Origin of the sequence: Agrobacterium rosae (assembly GCF_002915175.1) — a bacterium.
GTDB lineage: Bacteria > Pseudomonadota > Alphaproteobacteria > Rhizobiales > Rhizobiaceae > Agrobacterium > Agrobacterium rosae.
The window spans coordinates 410174-432931 of the sequence record NZ_NXEJ01000008.1; the positions used below are offsets into that span (position 1 = coordinate 410174).

A 22758-nucleotide genomic window follows, 5' to 3' on the forward strand; every position below is an offset into this window, starting at 1 on the left:
GTGAAATTTGCCCAAAATCATTCAAGTGTCGCGCATCAAGGCAAGCGAAGGATTTAAATTTGAGTTAACCACTCACCTTATCGGGTATTGGCGCGAGTGGGGCGTAGAATGAAAAGATCGATCATATATCCCTTGATCAGGGTGAGCTTATTGGCCAGCGTCGCAGCGCTAGGTCTGAACGCCTCGTGGGCGCTGGCGCAAAGCGCCAATGAGGGCGGCAGCACGGTCCTTGAGCCAATCACCATTCAAGGCGATGGCGAGCAAGGCGGCACAGGTCCGGTGCGCGGTTACGTTGCCAAGCAGACCACGACCGGCTCTAAGACGGCCACGCCGCTGAAAGAGATACCGCAGTCTGTCTCTGTTGTTGGGCGTGAAGAAATGTCTGACCGTGGCGTCGTAGACAAAGTAGATCAGGCGCTGCTCTACACACCAGGTGTTTTCGCACAGCCCTATGGTTCCGACCCCGACACAGACTGGATTTACGTGCGTGGCTTCAATGCCAGCCAAACAGGTCTATTTCTAGACAATCTGGCGCTGACCAGCCATGCCTTCGGCAATTTTCAGGTCGATCCCTTTATGCTGGAGCGTGTCGAGGTTCTGAAGGGACCAGCGTCGGTTCTTCTCGGTGGCGCGAATGCTGGCGGCGTCATTAACATGGTGCGCAAGCGTCCGGGCGATGAGCCTTATACCTATACGGAAATGGGAATCGACAGCAACGGCAACGGTTTCCTCGGCTTTGACGCATCAGACAACGTGGCGGGCAGTGAGGGGGTCGACTACCGCGTGACTGGAAAGCTTGCCGGTGGCAATGGCTATTCCGACGAGCAGGACGACATCCGCGGCATTTTCATGCCGCAAGTCACCTTCCAACCCGATGACGCGACACGCCTGAACATCTGGGCCTATCTGAGCCATCTCGACCAAACACACACGTCCAACGGCCTTCTGCCCTATTCCGGTACCGTCGTTGCCAACCCTTCCTTTGGCAAAATCGACCGCGACGCATATTTCGGAAACGCAGACTTCGACATCGGGCGCTCGACACAGGCAATGGTCGGTTACGAGTTCCAGCATGAATTCGAAGACGGCTGGAAATTCACGCAGAACCTGCGTTACGGATATCTCGACAAGCGTGAGCGGCAATTATACCCGTTCGATTATGCTGATCAAACCGATGCAGACGTATTGATGTATGCCGACGACGTGCGTTCAAAGGCAGACTCTTTCAACGTCGACAACCGAATTGAAAACGAGTTTGATCTTTCAGGTGCCAGTCATAACGTCATGATGGGTTTGGACTACCGCTACTACCGTCTCGACAATGACCAGTTGGCTTCGTTCGCAACCGCCATCAACCCAAATGATTTGCCTTATAATTTAGCTCTGCCAACATTGGTGCCTTCTACCCACCAAATCTATTCCATCAATCAAGTGGGTGTGTATGCGCAGGACCAGGTAAAATTCGGCGACGGCTGGATTGCCACGTTTAACGGCCGTTTCGACTATCTGGATAGCAAAGTGGACGATCGCCTGGGGACCGGAGACTCGGCATTGAGCGACACCGCCTGGAGCGGCCGTGCTGGTCTGGCCTATGAGTTCGATAATGGGTTGACTCCATACGCAAGCGTTTCAACCTTCTTTAGCCCGCTAGTAGGCACGAGTGCCGACGGAGCATTGCAGCCCGAAGAAGGTGAACAATACGAAGCTGGCATCAAATATGAACCAAGCTGGTTAGATGGTGTTCTGACGACTTCTGTATTCCAGATCGACAAACAGAACTATACCGTCTCTACCCCGACCTTTGTCAGCAGACAGCTTGGTGAGGTCCGCTCCCGTGGGATCGAAGTCGAAGGCAAGGTCAATTTGACCGATAACTGGAAAACAATCGCGTCGGCGTCCTATACCGATCTCGAGTTTACTAAAAACCCGAGCGATCCGAGTTTGCAGGGTAAGACGCCACTGCTGGTACCAAATTCACAGGCTTCACTCTGGTTGGACTACACGGTTACCGATGGTGCATTTGAAGGGTTCGGTCTTGGCGCAGGCGCACGTTACCGTGGTAAGTCGTGGGCTGATGACGCCAATAATTTTCGTGTCGACGATGCTGTCGTGTTCGACGCGGGTATTCGGTATGAAAAGAACGGTTGGAAGACCTCGCTCAACGTAACCAATCTTTTTGACAAGGAATATGTCGCGGGCTGCAACACGACTATCTTCTGCGGGTATGGTGAGGCACGCACCGCCACCTTCAAAATCAGCAAGGTCTGGTAAGACAATCATCTGATATGAATGTGCCTGATAACTTTGAGGGGATGGCTCGACAGGGCCATCCTTTTCACATCACCGGAGATTAAACTGAAATCGCAGGCTCACATCTCCCGCAGAGTTTTTTTGGCAGGTGCCGCTACTGTAGCAGTATCCCTCCCCGCCTTTGCGCAAGAGCCTGACCGCGGCACCCGTCCCAAAACCGCAACCCTTGACTGGGCCCTTCTAGAAACTCTCCTCGCCCTCGGTGCAAACGTCGTTGCGGCACCTGAGCTTCGGCAATTTCGCGAGGTCGCCGTCGAACCTTTGGTGCCGCAGACAGTGTCCGATCTGGGACTGCGGGGTCTTCCAAATCTGGAAACGCTATCCTTTGCGAAACCGGATATCATCTTCAACTCCAATTTCTACGCCTGGGCTGATCCTCTGCTGGGCCGCATCGCGCCCACGCACAACCTTGGTATCTACGTGCCAGGTGAAGAGCCTTATCTGATGGCGGAGCGGGCAACGCTTTCCATCGGCGGGCATCTTCAAATTGCGCTGGAAGCTGAGGCCTATGTGGCCAATACTGTCAGTCGACTGGATGAATTGAAATTGACACTGGCGAGGGGCGATGGAAGGCCGGTACTGCCCATCAATCTGGGTGATGCCCGACATTATCGCGTCTTTGGCGCAGACAGCATGTTCGGCTGCGTGCTGAAACAACTCGGTATCGAAAATGCCTGGAAGGGTGCAACCGCCTATTCTGCCGCGGCACCGATGGGCATCGAAACATTGGCCTCGATGCCTGATGCGTGGATCGTCATGATTCCACCCCACCCGCCTGACGCACTGGTGGCGCTTGATCGCAGCGCTTTCTGGAATGCTCTGCCCGCGGTCCGTGAAAAGCGAGTGATCACGCTTGGTTCGATCAATCCCTATGGTGCGCTGCCTGCGGCGCGGCGTTTTGCTGAGGAGCTTGCGAAAGGTCTGACCTATGCCTGGCATGGCTAGAACCGCCTCGCAAAGCGCCATTACAAACCGTCCCGTTATTTCGGTCGTTGCGGTCGCTTCAGCATGTATCGCCATGCTGGCTCTGCTCATCTGGACACGTCCCCTAGTGCCGGGTGATCCGGCCACGGCAGCGGTTCTTGGCAATATTCTGCTGTGGAACAGCCTGCTTCCCCGCGCAGTCATCGCGCTGTTTGCTGGGGCCGCTTTGGGGCTTGCCGGAGCATTGCTGCAACAGGTCCTGCGCAACCCGATTGCCGATGCCTCGACACTGGGCATAGCGGCTGGTGCCGAGCTTGCTTTGGCGGCCGGGCTCAGTCTATCGCCGTTACTGGCCGGGTTTTCCCGCGAGATCGTCGCCTTCGCCGGCGGGCTCGCAGCGGTGGCCCTGGTGCTGGCCTTATCCTGGCGACAGGCGTTCGATCCGGTAACCGTTGCGGTTTCCGGTTTGATCGTCAGCATGATCACAGCCTCGCTCACCATCACGCTCATTTTGGCGCGGGGCGAATATGCGCTATCCGTCAGCATATGGGGCGCAGGGTCTCTCAGTCAGCAGGACTGGCAGGGTGTCATCTCTCTCGCACCTCGGCTTGTCTTGGGTGCCATCCTCGCCCTAGTCCTTATTCGACCGCTCAATGTTCTTGCCCTTGATGATGCAAACGCAAAAAGCCTCGGACTATCCCTCCTCTGGCTTCGACTGGCAATTCTGCTTTTGGCCGTCTGGTTGGTTGCATCCGTTACAGCGACTGTCGGCGTCATCGGCTTCCTTGGGCTTGCCGCCCCTGCACTTGCAAAGCTCTGTGGTGCACGGACCAGAGGCCAAGTCTTGATCGCCGCACCGCTGGCGGGTGCTGCGTTGCTTTTCATAACGGATGGAACGAGCCAGTTGCTGGGTACCGGCTTTTCTGATCTCGCGCCTGCGGGTGCCGCAACCGCGCTCATGGGTGGGCCCGTTCTTTTATTTCTTCTGCCGAGGCTTCATGCGATTGCGCCCGTTACCGCCGCTGCCGCTCCAATAGAACGGCGGCTGGCACGTCCGATTTTATGCAATATTTTTATAGCCGCCATAATCGTCGCACTCGGGCTTGCAGCCCTCATCATCGGCCCTTCACCCACGGGCTTGCGGTTTACGTTCGGCCAAGACCTTTGGGACCTATTGCCTTTCAGGTTGCCACGTATTTTGGCTGCCGGTGGCGCTGGCGCGCTTCTGGGCGCAGCAGGTTTTATCATGCAGCGCGTAACGGGTAACCCGATCGCAAGCCCTGAAGTGCTTGGCGTATCGGCTGGCGGAGGAGCGGGTCTCGCGGCAACGCTCTACATCGTCGGCTCCCCGTCGCCTACGATCATGTTGGTTGGAATGTCACTCGGCGCGCTGACGGTGTTCTCGATCATGATTGCGATAACGGCTGCGCGAGAACTTTCTGCCGAACGGCTTCTTCTGACGGGCATTGCGATGAGCGCCATTTCAATGGCCATCGTCACAATCGTGCTTGCGCAGGGCGATATGCGCTCTTTCATTCTGTTGATGTGGATGGCCGGATCGACCAATCGCGCCGGCAATTTCGAAGCCTTCGCCGCGCTCATCGCGCTCGCACTCTTCGCAGCACCCCTTCTCTTCATGAGCCGCTGGCTCACCATCCTTCCACTTGGCACCGTCCTTTCGAAAAGCCTCGGCCTCGGCCTGACATCGTCGCGGCTTGCGTTGGCGATACTGGCTGCACTGATGACGGCAGTGGCCTCCTTCCTCGTCGGACCACTCAGCCTCGCCGGACTCGTTGCGCCTCATCTCGCCCGGCTGATTGGACTGAGTGACGCACGCCAGCAAATGCTTGCATCACTGATGATCGGTGCTGCCTTGCTGATAGGCGCTGACTGGCTGTCGCGGGTGGTCATTTATCCCTATCAGGTGCCGGTTGGCGTGTTTACGGCTCTCATCGGCGGCCCCTACCTTCTCTGGCTCATTGCACGCCTCGAGAAGCGCAGTTGATCGGCATACCGCCGATTCGGCCGAAAACGGCAGCCCGATCATCGTGATCAAACGTCATCAGGACACCCTGACACTTTGATGTGTCCTGTGGTGTTTGCGCCACGCTTTCCACTGCCTATCGTTGCATAGCGTTACATTTGCTACGATCGAAAAAATCGCTTTTTTCAATGACTTGAGCGAAAATATCCCCATCGCGTGAAGGGACTCACGCATGGCGGCCGGGCACCGTCTGAACTTCGTATCAGGGGACATTGATGCTTGAGAATTTGATGATGCCGACCCATGGGTCGCGGCGGGTAAAAGGTGCAGCGTCGCTCAGTCGGGGCATGCTGCTGGCTTCAACGGTGCTGTTGACTTTGCCACCGTTCGCCTGGGCGGAACCACTGTTCACAGTCTACGACAGTTTAGGTAACGCAGTTAACACGAACACGACCGCAGTCGGAAATGGCAGCATTTACGTGGGCTATGGTTCAAATGGCGGACTTACGGTTTCCGACGGGGCCCTGCTAAGCGGCGTAGAAGGGTATATTGGACAGGTTAGTGGCGTTACGGGCGAAGTTATCGTCACCGGACCTGAAACGACGTGGGATACTTCCGGCAATTTGGTAGTCGGAAACAGCGGCGACGGTTCGCTCAAAATCGAAAACAGCGGACTTGTCGAAAGTCAAACTGCGTATATCGGCTACAATGCTGACAGCTTAGGAGCTGTCACAGTGTTGGGTCAAGGATCCAACTGGCAGAACACCACTCTTTACGTTGGCTATAGCGGCACTGGTACGCTCAACATTAAGGATGGAGGCGTCGTAAAAGGTCTGAATGCTTATGTCGGAAACAATGCTGATGGCACCGGCAATGTGACGGTGTCCGGTGCCGGATCCACATGGACAAACAGCAATGTTCTGAACATTGGCGGCGTCGATGGCACCGGGACACTTAATATAAAAGATGGCGGACTCGTCGAAAACAAGTACGGATACCTCGGAAACAATGCTGGATCAGCGGGTACCGTAACCGTAACAGGTACTGGATCTACCTGGCTGAACACACTGGGGCTTTATACCGGTTTCTATGGCAATGGCACGCTTAACATTGAAGATGGCGGTCTCGTAGAAAGTCAAGAAAGTTACATCGGCCTCTTTACAGGTAGCGTAGGTACGGCGACGGTGCTGGGCTCCGGATCCACATTGACAAGCACAAATCTCTATATCGGCAATGATGGCAACGGCACGCTTAACATCGAAGATGGCGGTCTTGTAGAGAGCACCTATGGTTTCATCGGTAATAATATCGATGGCGTAGGTGCAGTAACGGTCACGGGTGTGGGATCCAAATGGCAAAATGCGAGCAATATTTTTGTTGGAAAAGACGGTAACGGCACACTCAACATCGAGGATGGCGGTTCGATAGAAAGTCGGACGACCCAAATCGGATCGTCCACCGATGCCAGAGGTAAAGTAACCGTCACAGGCAACGGATCTAAATGGAGCGACAGTGGCAATATCTTTGTCGGCTATGCTGGAGAAGGCACGCTCAACGTCGAAGATGGCGGTGTGGTAGAGGATGTAAAGGGCTTTATCGGGTATAACGGGGGTAGCAAGGGGGTAGTGACGGTTACGGGGGATCGATCAATATGGGCCAACAGCGATAAACTTTACGTCGGCAATCTGGGCGATGGTACCCTTATGATTCAAGACGGTGGCGTAGTTTCTGTCGGTTCGCTGGAAGAAGATGGCTCTTACGATGGCATCACCTACATTGCCTATCAGCCCGGATCAACAGGCATTCTTATCATTGGTGCAGCTGCCGGAGACGACGCTGTCGCAGCGGGAACGTTAAAGACCGAAACCATCAAGTTCGGACAGGGGGGAACGGGCACCATTCTCTTCAACCACACAGATACCGACTATAGTTTTTCAGCGAATATCAATGGAAATGGTGAGATACACCAGCTTTCAGGCGTAACGACTTTGTCCGGCGACAGCTCCAACTTTTCCGGCATAACGAACGTCGATGGTGGTACGCTTAACGTCACTGGTACACTTAAAGGCACGCTTAATGCGTATGATGGTGGTACCATTGCTGGCGCAGGCACAATTGGCAGCACAACAATTGAAGATGGCGGTATCTTGTCGCCAGGCGGCTTGAACAGGATCATCTACAGCAGAGGGGCCTACTCCTCGATGACCGTTCCGAGTGTCATCGGCACTCTCACAGTCGATGGCGACCTCATCCTGAGGGATGGCTCTACCTACGCGGTTGATCTGAGCAGCACCACAAGCGACCTGACCCAGGTATCCGGCACCGCGACCATAGAAGTTGGAGCCGGTGTAAAGGTAACGTCGTTGGACAGTGCCAACAGCTATACAACTGCCCAGAAATACAAGATCATCTCGACTGGCGACGGGTTGACGGGGACCTTTACCGGGCTCACCAATACGGCCTCTGCGTTTCTGGATATCACCACCTCCTATGACGATGACAACGCCTATCTAAATGTGGCTCTGAAGTCTTCTGGCGGCAATAGTGGCGGAGGATCGGGCGTATTCGAACCCGTTGCCAATACCACAAATCAGCACTCTGTCGCATCGGCGCTAGACACGCTCGACCAAACCGATAGCGCGTCACTGGATTTGCGCAGCAAATTGTTGCTTTTGAGTGCTGATGAAGCACGCCAAACCTACCAACAGCTTTCCGGTGACGTCTACGCCACAGCTCAAGGTGCCTTCGTCCAGACCAACCGCGCTGTTAACACCGCCCTCAACAGCCGTGTTCGCGCCGTAACAGACGGCGTTGCCGCCCCATCTTCCATGGCGCTCGGCTATGCGGAAGAGAAAGAGACACCCAAAAACGAACAGTTTTCGGCCTTCGAACCAAAGAAGTCCTTCGATCCCGATCGTTTTGCGACATGGATCAACGGCTTCGGCTCCTGGGGTAAGGTCAGCGGTGTCGACGGCGAGTCTGATACGGACATTTCCAATGGTGGTGTTCTCGTCGGTGGCGACGTCGCGGTCGGCAATGACTGGCGCGTCGGTGTTCTGGGTGGCTATAGCCGCTCGTTCTTCGATACGGACAGCAGCAGCGGCAGCAGCACCAACTACCATCTCGGTGCCTATTCCGGCACCAAATGGGGTCCCGTCGCAGTCCGTTCCGGCGTGAACTACACATGGCACAATGTCGACACGACGCGTAACGTCAACGCTCTCGGCCAGACATTATCCGGCGACTACGACGCCTCCAGCCTCAATGCTTATGGTGAATTGGCCTATCGTCTTAATCTCGGCAAATCCGCACTTGAGCCGTTTGCCGCCCTTGCGCATTCCCGCACCAAGACAGATGGCTTTAGCGAAACCGGCGGCACCGCTGCTCTGACGGTGGATTCGTCCTCGATGAACACGACGTTTACGACCATCGGTCTGCGCACATCGACCGATTTCGACTTGGCAGGCGTTGCCTCGGTGGCACGCGGCACCATCGGCTGGATGCATGCCTACGGTGATGTCGATCCCGTCTCGTCGGCACGCTTCCTGACAGGCGACAGCTTCGCCATCTCTTCGACACCAATCGATCGTAATGCGGCTCTTCTCGAAGCGGGTGTGGACCTCACCATCACCCCGGCCTCGACGCTGAGCTTCACCTATAATGGTCAGATCGGTTCGAACGCTTACGACCACGGCGCAAATGCAAAGCTGCGCGTGAAGTTCTGATATCGACGCAAGATGAGGAGTGGCGGATTTCGCCGCTCCTTTTCCACCAATCTGCCTACCTGCACCGGGTCTCGCTTGACATTGAGACCAAGCAGAGCGACGCAGCACAACCTCATCCGTGTTAAACGTGCAAGGGGATGGGTGAAAGATGCAGTGAACAGACGTAGTGGCTCATGTCGATATCCAGACTTTTATTGTCAATTCTCATAGCATTGTTGATGAATGCCACATCTCTTCACGCCACCGAGACTGGGGTGCGTGTGCAGCAAGTCCCGGACGGACTATATGGTTCTGTGCCGTTGGATGGCTTTATAGACGTCGCACTGGTCGAGGATGATAAGACTGCGTTGCAGGATATGTTTCAGCGCCGGACGCTGTTTGCACCAATTGCAGGACACGACGTTAATCTTGGCTTCGTTCGGACATCGGCATGGATGAGATTCGCTCTCACCCTTTCTCCGCAGGTCGAGCAGCCGCAGGACCTTCTGCTTTCCATCATGCCAAACTTCACAGATGAACTCGATGCCTATGTCGGCGTGCTAAAAACTGGCATGAGTGCCACCGATTTCCATCGCTACGAGATGGGCGATCACTCGCCGCGCTCGCATGCCAATTTGAACACCTCCGCAAACATTCTTCCTCTGGAATTGCATCCCGGACAGACGACCATCATTTACATCCGCGCTCATAATCAGGATGCGAGCCTTAACGTTTCCGCCGAGGTGCTGTCTCCCGCCTATTACGAGTACAGATCGATCCTCCAGAATCTCGTTCGGGGCCTGTGGTTCGGAGGCATGGGTGTCCTGCTCATCATCCAATTCTTCTTTTTGTATTTTGATAGAAAGAAGTTCTACATTTTCCTCATGCTGGACATAGTCGCCGTCAGCTCCACCTATTTCGGCAGCCTTGGTTTGGCGCGACTGCTATTTTTCAACGAGGGCGGCCTTGGCAACGACTATCTGACAAGTATGTCCTCATGGTTCGGCCTAGCAGCCGGTGCATTGTCGATTGCTGCGATCCTCGAACTTCCCCAGCGCCACCCCCGGATCAACCTTTATTTCCGCTTCGCAGCGACTGTTGGCATTCTGGGTGTAATCTGCGTCTTGTTGGGGGTGAACCGCTACTTCGTCCTTATGGCGGGGCCTGTTATCTTGGTGCTCACCACCTTGGCCATGGCAGTGGCCCTCTCGGATTTCAGGCGTAGACCCAACGCACAAACCGGCCTCAATTTCGCAGCGTTCGGTCTGCTGTGGGCTGGGTTGATTGCCACCAACGGCCAGCGCTACGGCATTTTCCCGTGGCCGAGCTGGGTCGCGGGATCTTATGCGGCAACGAGCATCATGCATTTTACCCTGCTGACAGGTTCGCTGGCTGTAAGGCTTCGCAACGCGGAAACGGCAGCGCGAAATGCAGATCGCCGTGCACTTCAGGCGGCCAATGCTGCCGAACAGCAGGCTAATGACCTCGTGCTGGAAAGAACACGAGAACTCGTCGAGGCGAAGCGGGTGGCAGAAAACGCGCTCTGCGCCGAATTACAGGCACAGGAACAGCAAGTTCGCTTCATGGAGGTTATTTCCCATCAGTACCGCACACCTCTCGGGGTGATCCGCACGAACCTGCAAAGTATCCGGTTGACGTTGCCAAATAACGATGAACCCAATCGCGAGCGACTGGATCGTGCGCATGTGGGCATTGCTCGTCTGGTCGAGGTGCTGGAGGTCAACCTCACACGCAGCAAGCTTCAAGGCCCAGCATTTCAGCCATCGTTTTCAGAGATCGGTGTCGTCGATATCGTCAATCAAGCCATTACGAGTGCACGGGATCTGCTGCACGGCATTACTTTGGATGTCTCGATCACGGCGGATGCCGAACATGCAATTATTCGTGCCGATGCCGAAATGCTGCGACTGGCCATCATCAACCTTCTGGAAAATGCGTTCAAGTTTTCAGCGCCCGTTGGCTCGACACTCGTCTGGTTGGATGTTTTTCGGGAGATGGACGAAGTTCACATACAGATCAGAGACAAGGGCATCGGTATCGGCGCAGAACCGGTCGAGGAACTGATCAGGAACCATATGCGAGGTGCCAATTCTGCTCACATCGAGGGCACGGGTGTGGGCCTGTCTCTGGTCAAGCGGACGACGGATGCCCATGGAGGGCGGTTCTCATTATTGAGCGGAATAGATGGCGGTACCGAAGCAAAAATAGTTCTGCCAAGTCTGGTGTGACCTTGGAAACAAGCACGTTCGGAGTTCATTGGTTGCGATTGGAACAGGTGCGGGTTACTTATCGCAGGGTTCGCTTCGCACAATTTACATAGTAAAAGTCAGTTCGATGCCCCAACAGTCCACCTCGCGATCTCATGTTACGCGGCAGGCCGGAAATGAGCCGGTTCGCGTGATCCTGGTTGAAGACGATCTCGACCTCAAGCAAGGACTGACTGATTTTCTCCGTCTGAATTCCTTTGCAGTGACGGAAGTTGGTAGTGGCAAGGAATTTGATCTGGCATTTGGTACCGATGCTTTCGATGTCGCAATTATCGATGTCAACTTGCCTGATATCAGCGGATTTGACATTGCACAGCGCGTCAAGAAAACCACAAATCTAGGCATAATCATGCTCACTGCCCGCACATTGCGGGATGACAAGCTTCGAGGCTACGCCGAAGGCGCGAACCTGTATTTGACCAAGCCGGTTGACGGCGACGAACTGGTTTTTGCGGTCAAAAATCTGGCAGAGCGGCTCAGGCAAAACGTCAAGACGCCCAAAGAGGCCCCTCAACCGACAGGCAGCTGGTCCATCGACCGTATCGGCCAACGTCTGGTCCCCCCGCAGGGCAAAGCCATGAAATTATCCGGACGTGAGGCCGCGCTGATTTCCAAACTTGCAGAAGAGAGCGGGCGTATCATTTCCCGCGCCGAACTCGGCCTTGCCATGGGATATGAGACGATTCTGGACACACGGAGTCTCGATGCCGTCTTGCAGCGTTTGCGCGTAAAGGCACGAGACGCTGGGACGGAATTGCCGATACAGGTCATCCATGGTTCCGGCTTTCAACTCTCTGCCAAGATCATTTTTCGCTAGGCCTGCATAAAGCAAGCACTAGGATTTCGGGCGCGATCTTTGTCGAATGCAGCCAACAAGGAACGGATTCTTCCCCGACTGGTTATTCAAAGCAAGCCAGGTCCAAAATGACCACGCTTTGAATGACAATATTGGGAGAAGATTATGGACATTCCACAGAATACAGTTGTCGCAGTAGCTGACGGCGAAAAGCTCAGCCTCTTCAAGAATGAGGGCGATGCACAGAATGTGAAGCTGAAAGCACTTCCAGATGCGGACGTGGACAGCTCCAAAATTCCCTCCGGTGCACGTCACTCCAGCAGCTCCGCAAATCCTGATGACAGCCAGCAGGATGAAGACGGCTTCAGTGCCGGTATTGCCGAAATGCTGAACAAGAAAGTTCTCGGCGGTAACATCAAGGGATTGATCGTCGTCGCTGCACCTCGCACTCTTGGTGAGATGCGCAAGGGTTATCATAAGTCGCTATCGGACGTTTTGTTGGGTGAACTCGACAAGGACCTGACCGGCCACTCGATTCAAGACATCGAAAAAGCACTCGCTGCTGCGTAAGACATCATGTTAAATGGAGCGGTTCGCGCCGCTCCATTTCTATTTTCCGACTTTAGAGTATTTTCCTGTTTTTCAGAGCGCCAGACCTGATGCTCGGTCGAACACATGAACACGTTCATGGCTGATGTTTGCGGCAAAGAGCGTATTGGTACGAACCATTTGCTCGCCATCCACCACCGCCGTGACGTGATGCCCGGCCAGATCGAAGATGACATGCGTCTGCGCGCCGGTCGGTTCTACCAGCAACGTCTGCCCCTTAACCGCCACATCCCCACTGCCGCCCATGGCAAAATGTTCGGGCCGGAGACCTATTGTTACTGGCTGGCCGCGCTTGACCTTGCGGTCCGGTGAAATACGAATGGCCGTGCCATCATCGAGACGGGCGGCAGGTGCGCCCTCCTCTCCATCGACGATGCATTCGATGAGGTTCATGGCGGGGGAGCCGATGAAGGCGGCGACGAAGAGGTTGGCGGGTGTCTTGTAAAGCACCAGCGGCGTGCCCTGCTGCTCGATGCGGCCCTGGTTGAGGACGACGACACGGTCGGCCAGCGTCATGGCTTCGATCTGGTCATGGGTGACGTAGATCGATGTGGTGCCGACCTTCTGATGCAAAGTCTTAATTTCGCTCCGCATCTGTACGCGCAGCTTGGCGTCGAGATTGGACAACGGCTCATCGAACAGGAAGACGGCGGGATTGCGCACGACGGCGCGGCCCATAGCGACGCGCTGGCGCTGGCCGCCGGAGAGCTGCGATGGTTTGCGCTCGAGAAGGCTGGCGAGATCGAGCATGCGCGCGGCTTCGGCTACGCGCTCATCGATGACGGCTTTCGGCTGACCTGCGATCTTGAGGTTGAAGCCCATGTTTTCGGCCACCGTCATATGCGGGTAGAGCGCATAGGACTGGAACACCATGGCGATGTTGCGTTCCCGCGGCGTCATCTCGTTCACGACATTGCCGCCAATCATGATGTCGCCATCGGTGATCTCTTCCAGCCCCGCAATCATGCGCAACAGCGTGGACTTGCCGCAGCCTGACGGGCCGACGAGCGCGATGAATTCGCCATCGGCAATCTCCAGCGAAATGCCGTGAATGACACCAAGCGCGCCGTAGGACTTGCGGATATCTCTGAGTTCGACGGATGCCATGTTCTGCTCCTGATCAGGACTTGACGGCACCAGCCGTCAGACCCGCAATGATGTGTTTCTGTGCTAGGAAAAAGACGATGATGGTGGGCAGGATCGTCATGGTGATAAAGGCGAGAACCAGCTGCCATTCCGTGCCGAATTCACCGCGATAGACCATGATGCCGAGCGGCCATGGGTATTTCGATTCCGAATTGAGCATGATGAGCGGCAGGATATAGCTGTTCCAGCTCCCCACGAAGGAGACGATGCCTACCGTTGCGATGATGGGACGCGAGAGCGGCATGGAAATGTACCAGAAGAATTTCAGGTATCCGCAGCCATCCACGAAGGCCGCCTGAAACAGTTCATCCGGCAGGTTTCTGAAATAGTTGCGAAACAGCAGAATGCTCATGCCCAACCCAAATGCCACCTGCGGCAGCACGACGCCCCAATAGGTATCCAGCAGGCCAAGATCGCGGATGCGGATGAAGAGTGGCAGGATGGCCGTGGCGGCTGGAAACATCAGCCCCAGCAGGAAGTAATTCAGCAGGAAATTGGAGCCGAAGAATTTTACATGCGCGAAGGTGAAGGCCGCCATGGCCGAGACGACCAGCGTGAGGAACACGGTAAGAACGGCAATGACCAGCGAATTGAAGATTTGCAGCCAGTAGCGCTTGCCTAAAAGAATATCGCCGTAATTGGACCATTGCCATTCAGCTGGCAGGCCAAAGGGGTTCACGCGCAGATCCCCCAGCGTCTTGAAGCCGCCGAGCGCTGTCGTCAAAAGCGGCACCAGCACGATGGCCGCGATGAGGCCGAGCGATACATAGAGATAGAGCTTCGTTTGCGTGCTCACGCGGATGGATGTGGACGTATCAGTCATGGCGCATGAAAATCCTTTTGTAACCAAAGGCGAGCGTGACGCAGATGACAAAGAGCACCACGCCGACCGCACTGCCAAGACCGACCTGCATGCGCATGACGCCGTAGGTATAAAGGAAGGTCACCATGGTCTGCGTGGAGTTGGACGGACCGCCACCGGTCAACGGCATGATCATGTCGAAGAGCTGAAGCGAGCCGATCACGGCAAAGAAGATGGACAGACGCACGGTGGAGCCGAGCATCGGCAGCGTGACATAACGAAACTTCTGCCAGCCGGTGGCACCATCGATTTCTGCCGCTTCCAGCACGTTCTTGTCGACCGATTGCAGTCCGGCGATGAACAGCATCATGTGGAAGCCGAAATATTTCCAGACGATAACGGCCAGCACTGCATAGATCGCCACATCCTTGTCCGCCAGCACATAAGGGTTGGCGAAGCCGAAGAAGTTGGAGATGGCGGCAAAGAGGCCGTAATCGCCATCATAGACGAAGCGCCAGATCAGGCCTGCGGCGACATCTGCCAGGACATAGGGCAGGAAGAAGACGAGGCGGAAGGCAACGACGCCCGGAATTTTATGCGCCAGCATCGTTGCCAGCCAGATGGCCAGCGGGATCTGGATGCAGATCGAAATCACGATGATCAGCGCGTTGTTGATCAGTGCCTGCGAGAAGGCAGCGTTGCCGAATAGCACCTGAAAGTTCTTCAGCCCGATGAAATCAGTGGGCGTGCCATAACCGTTCCAGCGATAGAGACTGTACCAGGCCGCTTCGCCCATCGGCAGGATGACGAAGAGGGTAAAGAGAAGAAGTGCCGGTGGCAGGAAGATGAGTAGCGTCAAAGCGCGGTCGTGGGCGACCGAGCTTTGCTTGCGCTTCAGCTTCGTCAAGGGTTTGGCCAATGCGGGTGCTGCATTGATGGAAATATTCGTCATCATGTCCGCTTTCGGTTTCACGCGGGGCGAAGGACGCCGCAATCACTCGGCGGCGTCCTGTCGTTCAGGCGGGATCAGCGAAGCTCGAAGGCATCCTGAATCTGCTGGGCACCTTCTTCGGATGTCATCTGACCCGAGACGATTTCGACGGAGACGTCATTGACGACGCGGCCAACGGCTGCACCCAATGTCTGGTCGAAGAAGTTCTGGTGCCAGGTGGACTCGGAAAGCTGCTTGGCAGAGCTGGCCAGCAGCGGGTTTGTCACGGCTTCGTTGGCACCGACAGCGACCGGCAGGATCATGCCGGCCTTGGCCATCTTCTTTTCGTTTTCCGTATTGGTCATGAAGGTGGCGAATTCGATGGCTTCCTTGGAGGCATTCTTCGTGACGGCCCAGCCGTTCAAGCCACCGAGCGTATCTGTTGCCTTGCCCGCGCCGCCTTCAACGGCTGGAAAAGCGAAGCGACCGATATTGTCTTGTGCAAGGCCCTTGCCGTCACCGGCATTCTTGCGCTGGTTGGCTTCGGTATTGTCGAAGCCGAGGATCATCGCGGCCTTGCCATCACCGAACACGCCGAGTGCCTGCGGCCATGTGGAGCCGAGATAGCCGGGCTGGAAGGGTTCGAGCTTGCCGAATTCCGCCAGCTGTTCACCAGCCTTGATGATGGCTGGATCCATGAAGCCTTTGCCTTCACCCTTGCGGGCCGCATCGAACACCGGCTGTCCGCCATTGCGCATGACGAGGTAGCTCCAGTAGAAGTGGATCGGCCATTTCTCACCGCCACCACCGGCAATTGGTACGATGCCCGCTGCCTTGATGGTTTTGACGGCGTTGCCCAGATCGTCCCAGGACTTGATGTCATCAGCCTTCACGCCAGCCTTGGCGAAAAGCGCTTTATTATAGAAGAAGCTGACGAGGCTGACCTTGAACGGCACGGCCCAGACCTTGCCATCAAAGGAGAAGCCATCGACGGCGGCGGGGTTGTAAGCGTTGCGAATTTTGCCGCCATCGGCATCGAAAACCTCGGAGAGATCTTTCAATGCGCCGGTTTTGGACTGCTCTTCCAGCACGCCACCGCCCCAGCTGTAGAAAAAGTCGGGTACGTCGTTGGATTGCAGCAGCGTCGGCAGCTTTGCCTTGAACGCTTCATTCTCCAGGAATTGCAGCTGAACATCGACATCCGGATGTTTCGCTTCGAAATCCTTGGCAATCTCCTCCCAGACGGCCACGGCTTTCGGATCGAGTTCCACATGCATCCATTTGACCACGGTCGCCGCAGATGCGCTGGCTGTGCCGAGCATGAATGTGATGGCTGTGGTCGCGGCAAACGACATCCACTTGCCGCTCAGGCTTGCGCCTGCGTGCTTATCGGTCATGATGGTATTCCTCCCGGGGACGTTCCTCACCAATTATTCCCCAATGCGGATTAATTCATATAAGGACGCGCTCAATGTCAAGGCATATTGCTGATATTTTCAGCTTTGCGCTTGACACACCCCCATCTGACCCGGTTATTTAATCCGCAATCCGATATAAATACCGCCTCAGACATTGGCTTGATCGCGACTGGAAATCATGAAGACCGCAGACCCGGAACTGATGCGCGCGATCAATCGCCTGAACGTCCTTGATACCGTCCGTCGTCACGGGCCGATCTCACGTGTGGAGATCAGCGAAAGAACGCAGCTTTCCACGACGACCGTCTCGGCGATTACCGCTTCGCTGCTGGATGACGGGCTAATTCTGTCGCGGCATCTGGGTGATATAAGGACCGAAGGCGCGCGTGGCCGTCCCCGGGTGATGCTGGAACTCAACCCGGATGCGGCCCGTGTCGTGGGTGCGAAGATCGCAGCGAGCCGTATGGTGTTCGTGGTCACGGATTTCTGCGGCAATGTGCTGTCCACGCTTGCGCTGCCGATCCGCATCGACCGCCAGCCGATTGGCGTCATCGCCGATCTGATCGAGGATGGGGTGCGGCGCTGCGTGGTAGATGCCGGTCTATCGCTTGAAGATGTCGATATGGTCTGCCTCGGTCTGCCCGGCGTTATCGAACACCGCACGGGGAAAATCCGCTCCAGTCCCGTGCTGCGGGAGGTCAATATCAACTTTGCGGATGAGATGACGGCGCGTTTCGGCACACCGACCATCATAGAAAGCGACGCCCATGCCGTGACGCTCGGCCACCATTGGTTCGGCAAGGCGCGGGACCTGGAAGACATGGTGCTGATCTCGCTGGAGCAGACTTTGGGGCTGGGCGTGCTGCACCGGAACGATCTGTTTCGCGGTGCCGGTGGCCTCAGCCACAATCTCGGCGATCTCGTGCTGGTCGCCAGCCCGGAAGGCACCGTGCGGCTTGCCAGCCATGCAGGTGAGAATGCAATTCTGGGTTCACGCCCCGCTGATGGGCGCTTTGCAGAGGCCATTCGGTTGGGCCGAGGCATGCAACATGCGCAGACGCTGGTGCTGGCGAAGGATAATGACCTCATTGCCGCTGCCGAGCGGGCGGGTGCGGCCATCGGGCTGACGCTCGCCAATATCGTCACGCTGTTTGCGCCGCCACGGGTCATCATCGTCGGGTCGAGCCTTGAGCTTGGCGCACCCTTCATCGACAGCATTCGCACCGCCTACGAAGCCTCCGTGCCGCCTTCCTTGCAAGGCGTGGCGGAGCTGGTTTTCGACAAATCGAGCGACGAATTGTGGGCGCAAGGGGCTGCTGCTGTAGCACTTTACGAGCTTTACGAGTCGCCGTGGAACACCACGGGTCCTGCTCTCTGAGGAGTGAGCGGGTTCACATCATGACGGGAGAGAGAACATGAAGAAAGTCGGCATAGGCATCATCGGATGCGGCAATATTTCCGGTGCTTATCTAAAAGCGATGGCATCCTTTCCCATTTTGGACATTCGCGGCGTGGCCGACATGAATGCGGAGATGGCAAAGGCCAAGGCCGATGAATTCAACCTCACGGCCCGGACGGTGGATGAGCTGTTTGCAGACCCGGACATCGAAATCATCGTCAATCTGACGATCCCCAAGGCGCATGTCGAGGTGGCGTTGCGGGCGATGGAGGCGGGCAAGCACACCTATTCCGAAAAACCGCTCGGCATCAATTTCGCGGAAGGCAAAAAGCTGGCAGAAGCTGCCAAGGCGAAGAACCTGCGGATCGGCGCTGCCCCCGACACATTTCTTGGCGGCGGCCATCAGACGGCACGTACGCTGATCGACCAAGGCGTTCTCGGCATGCCCGTCGGTGGAACCGCCACTTTCATGTGCCCCGGCCATGAGCGCTGGCACCCCAACCCCGCTTTTTATTACGAAGTTGGTGGCGGGCCGATGCTGGATATGGGGCCCTATTACATCACCGATCTCGTCAATCTGTTCGGCCCGGTCGCCAAGGTCGCGGGCTTTGCCTTCTCGCCACGCACGGAGCGGCTGATTACCAGCGAGCCGCGCAATGGCGAAAAGATACCGGTGCAGATTGCCACCCACGTGGCCGGTGCTTTGGCGTTCCAGAACGGTGCGGTGGTGCAGGTCGGCATGAGCTTCGATGTGGCAGGACACAAGCATGTGCCGCTGGAACTCTATGGTACCGAAGGCACGCTTATTGTACCCGACCCCAACCATTTCGGTGGCGAAGTGCAGCTTCTAAAGAAGGGTGGGCAGTTCGAAAATCAGGACCTTTCATCGCCCTATGCGGATGGCAATTACCGCTCCATCGGCGTCGCTGATATGGCGCATGCCATCCGCTCCAACCGGCAGCACCGCGCCAATGGCGATCTCGCGTTGCATGTGCTGGAGGTGATGGAAGCGTTCCAGAGCGCATCAGACACCGGCACGACCATCACCATTACCACAGCCGTTGATCGTCCAGCACCGTTGGCGGAATCGCTGGTTGACGGCCAGATCGGCAAATAATTTCAAGGAGGAATGAAATGCGTGAAGCACTGATAGTCTGGGGCGGATGGAGCGGTCACGAACCGCAGGAATGCTCTGTCATCATCAAGGATCTTCTGGAGGAAGAAGGTTTCAAGGTCTATGTCGAGCACAGCACCGAGGCCTTCGCGGACCCATCCGTACATGATCTGAGCCTCGTGGTGCCGATTGTCACCATGTCCAAGATCGAGAAGGAAGAGATCAAGAACCTTGCCGCCGCCGTCGAAAACGGCGTGGGCATTGCAGGTTACCACGGTGGCGCGGGTGACAGTTTCCGCGAATGCGTGGAATACCAGTTCATGATCGGCGGCCAATGGGTCGCGCATCCCGGCAACATCATCGATTACACGGTCAACATCACCAAGCCGGATGACCCTATCATGAAAGGGATCACCGACTTTCCTTACACGTCCGAACAGTATTATATGCATGTCGATCCATCCAACGAGGTGCTGGCGACGACCACCTTTACCGGTGATCATGCATGGTGGATCGACGGCGTGGTGATGCCGGTGGCGTGGAAGCGGAACTACGGCAAGGGCCGCGTGTTCTATTCGGCGCTCGGCCATGTGGCGAAAGAGTTCGAAGTACCGCAAATGCGGGAAATCTTCCGTCGTGGCGCAAACTGGGCCGCGCGGTAGCGAAATCGGGACGGAAGATACCGTCCCGTACTGGGAGGTATCATGACAGGTCGCAACATCGTGCTGGTCGATCCGCTGCCGCGGACCCTTGAACTGATCATGGAGCCCGATGCTCGCGCGCGGCTGGAAAAGCTGGGTGAACTTGTCATTTCGGAAGATCGGCAGATGCCTGCGGAACAGGTGGATGCCCTTCTTCCCGATACCGTCCTGATCTTCGGCCAGACCGACATGCCGAAAGAACGGCTGGATCGCGCACCGAAGCTCAAGGCAATCATCAATGTGGAATCGAACTTTCTGCCGAATATCGACTATCAGGCCTGCGTCGAGCGCGGCATCTGGGTCATCGCACCCGCCTCGGCTTTTTCCTCCCCCGTCGCGGAAGCATCGCTTGGCATGGCGCTCGATCTCGCGCGCGGCATAACCCTCGCTGACCGCCAGTTCCGCGAGGGAACCGAGGAATACGGCCTCGCCGGAAACGTCGATACGTTCCGCTATGCCGGTGCGCCCATCGGCATCATCGGCTTCGGGGATCTGGGGCGCGAATTGCGCGAGCTGACCCGCCCGTTCAAGAACGCGGTCCATGTCTACGATCCATGGCTGCCGCAGGAAATCATCGAGCGTCTGGACTGTATTCCCAGCACGCTGGACGAGGTCTTTTCCAAATCCCGCGTGGTCTATGTCTTTGCCAGCGTGACCAGCGAAAATCAGGGTTTTATCGGAAAACGCCAATTCGACGCCATGCAGCCGGGTTCGGCTTTCCTGCTGATGAGCCGTGCGGCAGTGGTGGATTTCCCTGCTATGCTCGAAGCCGTCAAATCCGGCCACATTCGCGCTGCGACCGATGTCTTTCCCGATGAGCCAGTGGCGGCGGATGATCCTGTCCGTTCGATCCCCGGCCTGCTGCTTTCCGCGCACCGCACCGGCGGCACCCTCGATGCGTTCTACAGACTGGGTTCCATGGCAGTCGCAGACGCGGAGCTTATCATGAAAGGCCTGCCGCCCCAGCTCTGCCGACGCGCCGATCCTGCCACAGCCAGCAGACTTCGCTCAAAGCCAGTCAGTGTTTCATAATTCAGTTCTCGTTTTGAAAAGTCGAGACTTCCGCAATCGTTACCCCTATCGTCGCCCCTGAACTTTCAGGAGGCGGTCAGGGAGCGATTATCCGCTCTGCGCGTTTTTGGAAGTCCGCATTTTCATTCCGCACACAGGCTCCAATGACAATTCTAGCATCTTATCTTTACCGGGACGGTAAACGCGCCGAAGAGGTACAACTGACCTCGACGGCATTCGAAGCCAAAGACGGCGAATTCGTCTGGATCGGACTGGTTGATCCAACCGCCGAGGAAATGTCCGATCTGAAAGCCATGTTCGGCCTGCATCCTCTGGCGGTCGAAGATGCACTCAATGGCAGGCAGGTGCCAAAAGTCGATGTTTACGGCGACCAGCTTTTTGTGGTCGTCAAAACGGCCCACCTCGAAGGCGACAAGATTGCCTATGGCGAGACGTCTATCTTTGTTGGCTCAAACCACCTTATCTCTGTCAGACATGGCTCCGCCCGTGCGCATAAGGAATTGCGCGAGCAACTCGAGCATTCGTCGAGGCTGCTACGGCAGGGGCCGGATTACGTGCTCCACGGCATCATCGACTTTGTCGTAGATGGTTACCTGCCCATGGTGGAAACGCTGGAAGACAAGGTTCTGGAGCTGGAAAAGCACATCCTGATGTCTTTGCTACAGCCTGAGCAGATCAGACGCATTTTCAGAATGCGCCGGCAGGTCATCCGCTTTCAGCGCATCCTCGGCCCAATGGCGGAAGTCGTCGGCAAGCTGAGCCACCTCGAACTTCCCTGCGTGGATGAAAATGTCCAACCGTTCTTCAAGGATGTTCACGATCACATCAGGCGTGTGGACGGCATGGTTAGCGGCTTGCGGGAAATCATGACGTCCGTGTTCGAGGCTTCGAATTTGCTCGAGCAGCAACGGCAAGGCGCGATCACCCGGCAACTCGCCGCATGGGCCGCTATTCTGGCAGTGCCGACAGCCATTGCTGGCATCTACGGCATGAACTTCAAGAATATGCCCGAACTAGAGACCAGATATGGGTACTTCATCGTGCTTGCTGTCATCGCGACACTGTGTTCGGTCTTGTACGTGCGCTTCAAAAAGGCTGGCTGGCTATAATGCCAGCCAGCCTGAATCTGCCTCCGACCATTTACTCCGCTTTTTCGGGAACTCTGCTCATCCCATCCGGTTAGGACGGTGCAGACAACAGAAAAATTTGGAGGAAACACAATGAAAAAATATCTTATCGGAACCGTCTTTGCGTTGAGCTTTGCATCCCTCGCAGTCGCGCAGGGAACGAGTGGCGGAGCAGGATCTGGCGGCAATGGTGGATCGAACGCAGGTTCGGGCACGTCTGACGGTTCCACGAGCGGAACTGGAGCGGGCGGTACGACCGGAACAGGCTCCAACAACTCGGCAACCGGCACAGGCGCTGGTACCGGCGGCAACACCAATAACACTAATTGTGTTAATGGCGCACAGTCGACACAGGGCAGCAACACTACAACGACCGGCAACACTGGTACCGCTTGCCCTAATTAAAGTAAGACAATTGCTATAACGCATGAAGCCGGGGACAAGCCCCGGCTTTTTTGTTGGAAGATATCTCA

General features: G+C 56.2%; 17 protein-coding genes. 13 read left to right on the forward strand and 4 right to left on the reverse strand.

Annotated features, from left to right (window positions below; all coding sequences use genetic code 11):
* Positions 1 to 108 precede the first annotated feature (108 nt).
* The 7 genes from CPJ18_RS17690 (at position 109) to CPJ18_RS17720 (ending at position 12576) form a co-directional block, all read left to right on the forward strand.
* Positions 109 to 2271, forward strand: a complete 2163-nt coding sequence (locus CPJ18_RS17690) for a TonB-dependent siderophore receptor (protein WP_103659521.1) — start codon at positions 109 to 111, stop codon at positions 2269 to 2271.
* A 120-nt stretch (positions 2272 to 2391) separates the two neighbouring features.
* Positions 2392 to 3255: an ABC transporter substrate-binding protein gene (locus CPJ18_RS17695; protein WP_245445433.1), complete on the forward strand. Its 864-nt coding sequence runs from the start codon at positions 2392 to 2394 to the stop codon at positions 3253 to 3255.
* Complete coding sequence (gene fhuB, locus CPJ18_RS17700; protein ID WP_103659705.1) at positions 3248 to 5239, forward strand: Fe(3+)-hydroxamate ABC transporter permease FhuB; 1992 nt, start codon at positions 3248 to 3250, stop codon at positions 5237 to 5239. The genes CPJ18_RS17695 and fhuB overlap by 8 nt, the downstream gene beginning before the upstream one ends.
* Positions 5240 to 5493: 254 nt before the next feature.
* Positions 5494 to 8943, forward strand: coding sequence for an autotransporter domain-containing protein (locus tag CPJ18_RS17705; protein ID WP_103659523.1), 3450 nt, complete (start codon positions 5494 to 5496; stop codon positions 8941 to 8943).
* 218 nt (positions 8944 to 9161) lie between these two features.
* Positions 9162 to 11171 carry a sensor histidine kinase gene (locus CPJ18_RS17710; RefSeq protein ID WP_167397932.1) on the forward strand — a complete coding sequence of 670 codons (2010 nt, stop codon included), beginning with the start codon at positions 9162 to 9164 and terminating at the stop codon, positions 11169 to 11171.
* A 106-nt stretch (positions 11172 to 11277) separates the two neighbouring features.
* Complete coding sequence (locus CPJ18_RS17715) at positions 11278 to 12027, forward strand: response regulator transcription factor (protein WP_103659525.1); 750 nt, start codon at positions 11278 to 11280, stop codon at positions 12025 to 12027.
* A 144-nt stretch (positions 12028 to 12171) separates the two neighbouring features.
* Positions 12172 to 12576 carry a host attachment family protein gene (locus tag CPJ18_RS17720; protein ID WP_077118225.1) on the forward strand — a complete coding sequence of 135 codons (405 nt, stop codon included), beginning with the start codon at positions 12172 to 12174 and terminating at the stop codon, positions 12574 to 12576.
* Between the two features lie 72 nt (positions 12577 to 12648).
* Here the strand turns inward: CPJ18_RS17720 and CPJ18_RS17725 are convergent, their stop codons facing one another.
* From CPJ18_RS17725 to CPJ18_RS17740, 4 genes are all read right to left on the reverse strand, one after another.
* Positions 12649 to 13722: an ABC transporter ATP-binding protein gene (locus CPJ18_RS17725; protein ID WP_103659706.1), complete on the reverse strand. Its 1074-nt coding sequence runs from the start codon at positions 13720 to 13722 to the stop codon at positions 12649 to 12651.
* Positions 13723 to 13735: 13 nt separating this feature from the next.
* Positions 13736 to 14584 carry a carbohydrate ABC transporter permease gene (locus CPJ18_RS17730; RefSeq protein WP_103659526.1) on the reverse strand — a complete coding sequence of 283 codons (849 nt, stop codon included), beginning with the start codon at positions 14582 to 14584 and terminating at the stop codon, positions 13736 to 13738.
* Positions 14577 to 15515, reverse strand: a complete 939-nt coding sequence (locus tag CPJ18_RS17735; protein WP_077104360.1) for a carbohydrate ABC transporter permease — start codon at positions 15513 to 15515, stop codon at positions 14577 to 14579. Before CPJ18_RS17735 ends, CPJ18_RS17730 begins: the two co-directional genes overlap by 8 nt.
* Before the next feature lie 74 nt (positions 15516 to 15589).
* Positions 15590 to 16849, reverse strand: a complete 1260-nt coding sequence (locus CPJ18_RS17740; RefSeq protein WP_245445443.1) for an ABC transporter substrate-binding protein — start codon at positions 16847 to 16849, stop codon at positions 15590 to 15592.
* Between the two features lie 241 nt (positions 16850 to 17090).
* Here CPJ18_RS17740 and CPJ18_RS17745 point away from each other — a divergent pair, with 241 nt between their 5' ends.
* From CPJ18_RS17745 to CPJ18_RS26620, 6 genes are all read left to right on the forward strand, one after another.
* Entirely contained in the window at positions 17091 to 18290 is a 1200-nt protein-coding gene (locus CPJ18_RS17745) for an ROK family transcriptional regulator (RefSeq protein ID WP_103659528.1), read from the forward strand.
* Positions 18291 to 18327: 37 nt separating this feature from the next.
* Positions 18328 to 19428 (forward strand): Gfo/Idh/MocA family protein, encoded by a 1101-nt coding sequence (locus tag CPJ18_RS17750; protein WP_103659529.1) that lies wholly within the window; start codon positions 18328 to 18330, stop codon positions 19426 to 19428.
* A gap of 17 nt (positions 19429 to 19445) precedes the next feature.
* Positions 19446 to 20087 (forward strand): ThuA domain-containing protein, encoded by a 642-nt coding sequence (locus CPJ18_RS17755; protein WP_103585960.1) that lies wholly within the window; start codon positions 19446 to 19448, stop codon positions 20085 to 20087.
* Between the two features lie 42 nt (positions 20088 to 20129).
* Positions 20130 to 21158: a hydroxyacid dehydrogenase gene (locus CPJ18_RS17760; RefSeq protein WP_103659530.1), complete on the forward strand. Its 1029-nt coding sequence runs from the start codon at positions 20130 to 20132 to the stop codon at positions 21156 to 21158.
* Positions 21159 to 21301: 143 nt separating this feature from the next.
* On the forward strand, positions 21302 to 22267 hold the full coding sequence (gene corA / locus CPJ18_RS17765; RefSeq protein ID WP_077104370.1) for a magnesium/cobalt transporter CorA: 966 nt from the start codon (positions 21302 to 21304) through the stop codon (positions 22265 to 22267).
* A 111-nt stretch (positions 22268 to 22378) separates the two neighbouring features.
* On the forward strand, positions 22379 to 22690 hold the full coding sequence (locus tag CPJ18_RS26620) for a hypothetical protein (protein ID WP_146258696.1): 312 nt from the start codon (positions 22379 to 22381) through the stop codon (positions 22688 to 22690).
* Positions 22691 to 22758 lie beyond the last annotated feature (68 nt).

Coding starts and splice junctions, on each gene's coding strand:
- CPJ18_RS17690 (WP_103659521.1), top strand. CDS start 109: ATGAAAAGATCGATCATATATCCCTTGATCAGGGTGAGCTTATTGGCC.
- fhuB (WP_103659705.1), top strand. CDS start 3,248: ATGGCTAGAACCGCCTCGCAAAGCGCCATTACAAACCGTCCCGTTATT.
- CPJ18_RS17705 (WP_103659523.1), top strand. CDS start 5,494: ATGCTTGAGAATTTGATGATGCCGACCCATGGGTCGCGGCGGGTAAAA.
- CPJ18_RS17710 (WP_167397932.1), top strand. CDS start 9,162: ATGAATGCCACATCTCTTCACGCCACCGAGACTGGGGTGCGTGTGCAG.
- CPJ18_RS17715 (WP_103659525.1), top strand. CDS start 11,278: ATGCCCCAACAGTCCACCTCGCGATCTCATGTTACGCGGCAGGCCGGA.
- CPJ18_RS17720 (WP_077118225.1), top strand. CDS start 12,172: ATGGACATTCCACAGAATACAGTTGTCGCAGTAGCTGACGGCGAAAAG.
- CPJ18_RS17725 (WP_103659706.1), bottom strand. CDS start 13,722: ATGGCATCCGTCGAACTCAGAGATATCCGCAAGTCCTACGGCGCGCTT.
- CPJ18_RS17730 (WP_103659526.1), bottom strand. CDS start 14,584: ATGACTGATACGTCCACATCCATCCGCGTGAGCACGCAAACGAAGCTC.
- CPJ18_RS17735 (WP_077104360.1), bottom strand. CDS start 15,515: ATGACGAATATTTCCATCAATGCAGCACCCGCATTGGCCAAACCCTTG.
- CPJ18_RS17740 (WP_245445443.1), bottom strand. CDS start 16,849: ATGTCGTTTGCCGCGACCACAGCCATCACATTCATGCTCGGCACAGCC.
- CPJ18_RS17745 (WP_103659528.1), top strand. CDS start 17,091: ATGAAGACCGCAGACCCGGAACTGATGCGCGCGATCAATCGCCTGAAC.
- CPJ18_RS17750 (WP_103659529.1), top strand. CDS start 18,328: ATGAAGAAAGTCGGCATAGGCATCATCGGATGCGGCAATATTTCCGGT.
- CPJ18_RS17755 (WP_103585960.1), top strand. CDS start 19,446: ATGCGTGAAGCACTGATAGTCTGGGGCGGATGGAGCGGTCACGAACCG.
- CPJ18_RS17760 (WP_103659530.1), top strand. CDS start 20,130: ATGACAGGTCGCAACATCGTGCTGGTCGATCCGCTGCCGCGGACCCTT.
- corA (WP_077104370.1), top strand. CDS start 21,302: ATGACAATTCTAGCATCTTATCTTTACCGGGACGGTAAACGCGCCGAA.
- CPJ18_RS26620 (WP_146258696.1), top strand. CDS start 22,379: ATGAAAAAATATCTTATCGGAACCGTCTTTGCGTTGAGCTTTGCATCC.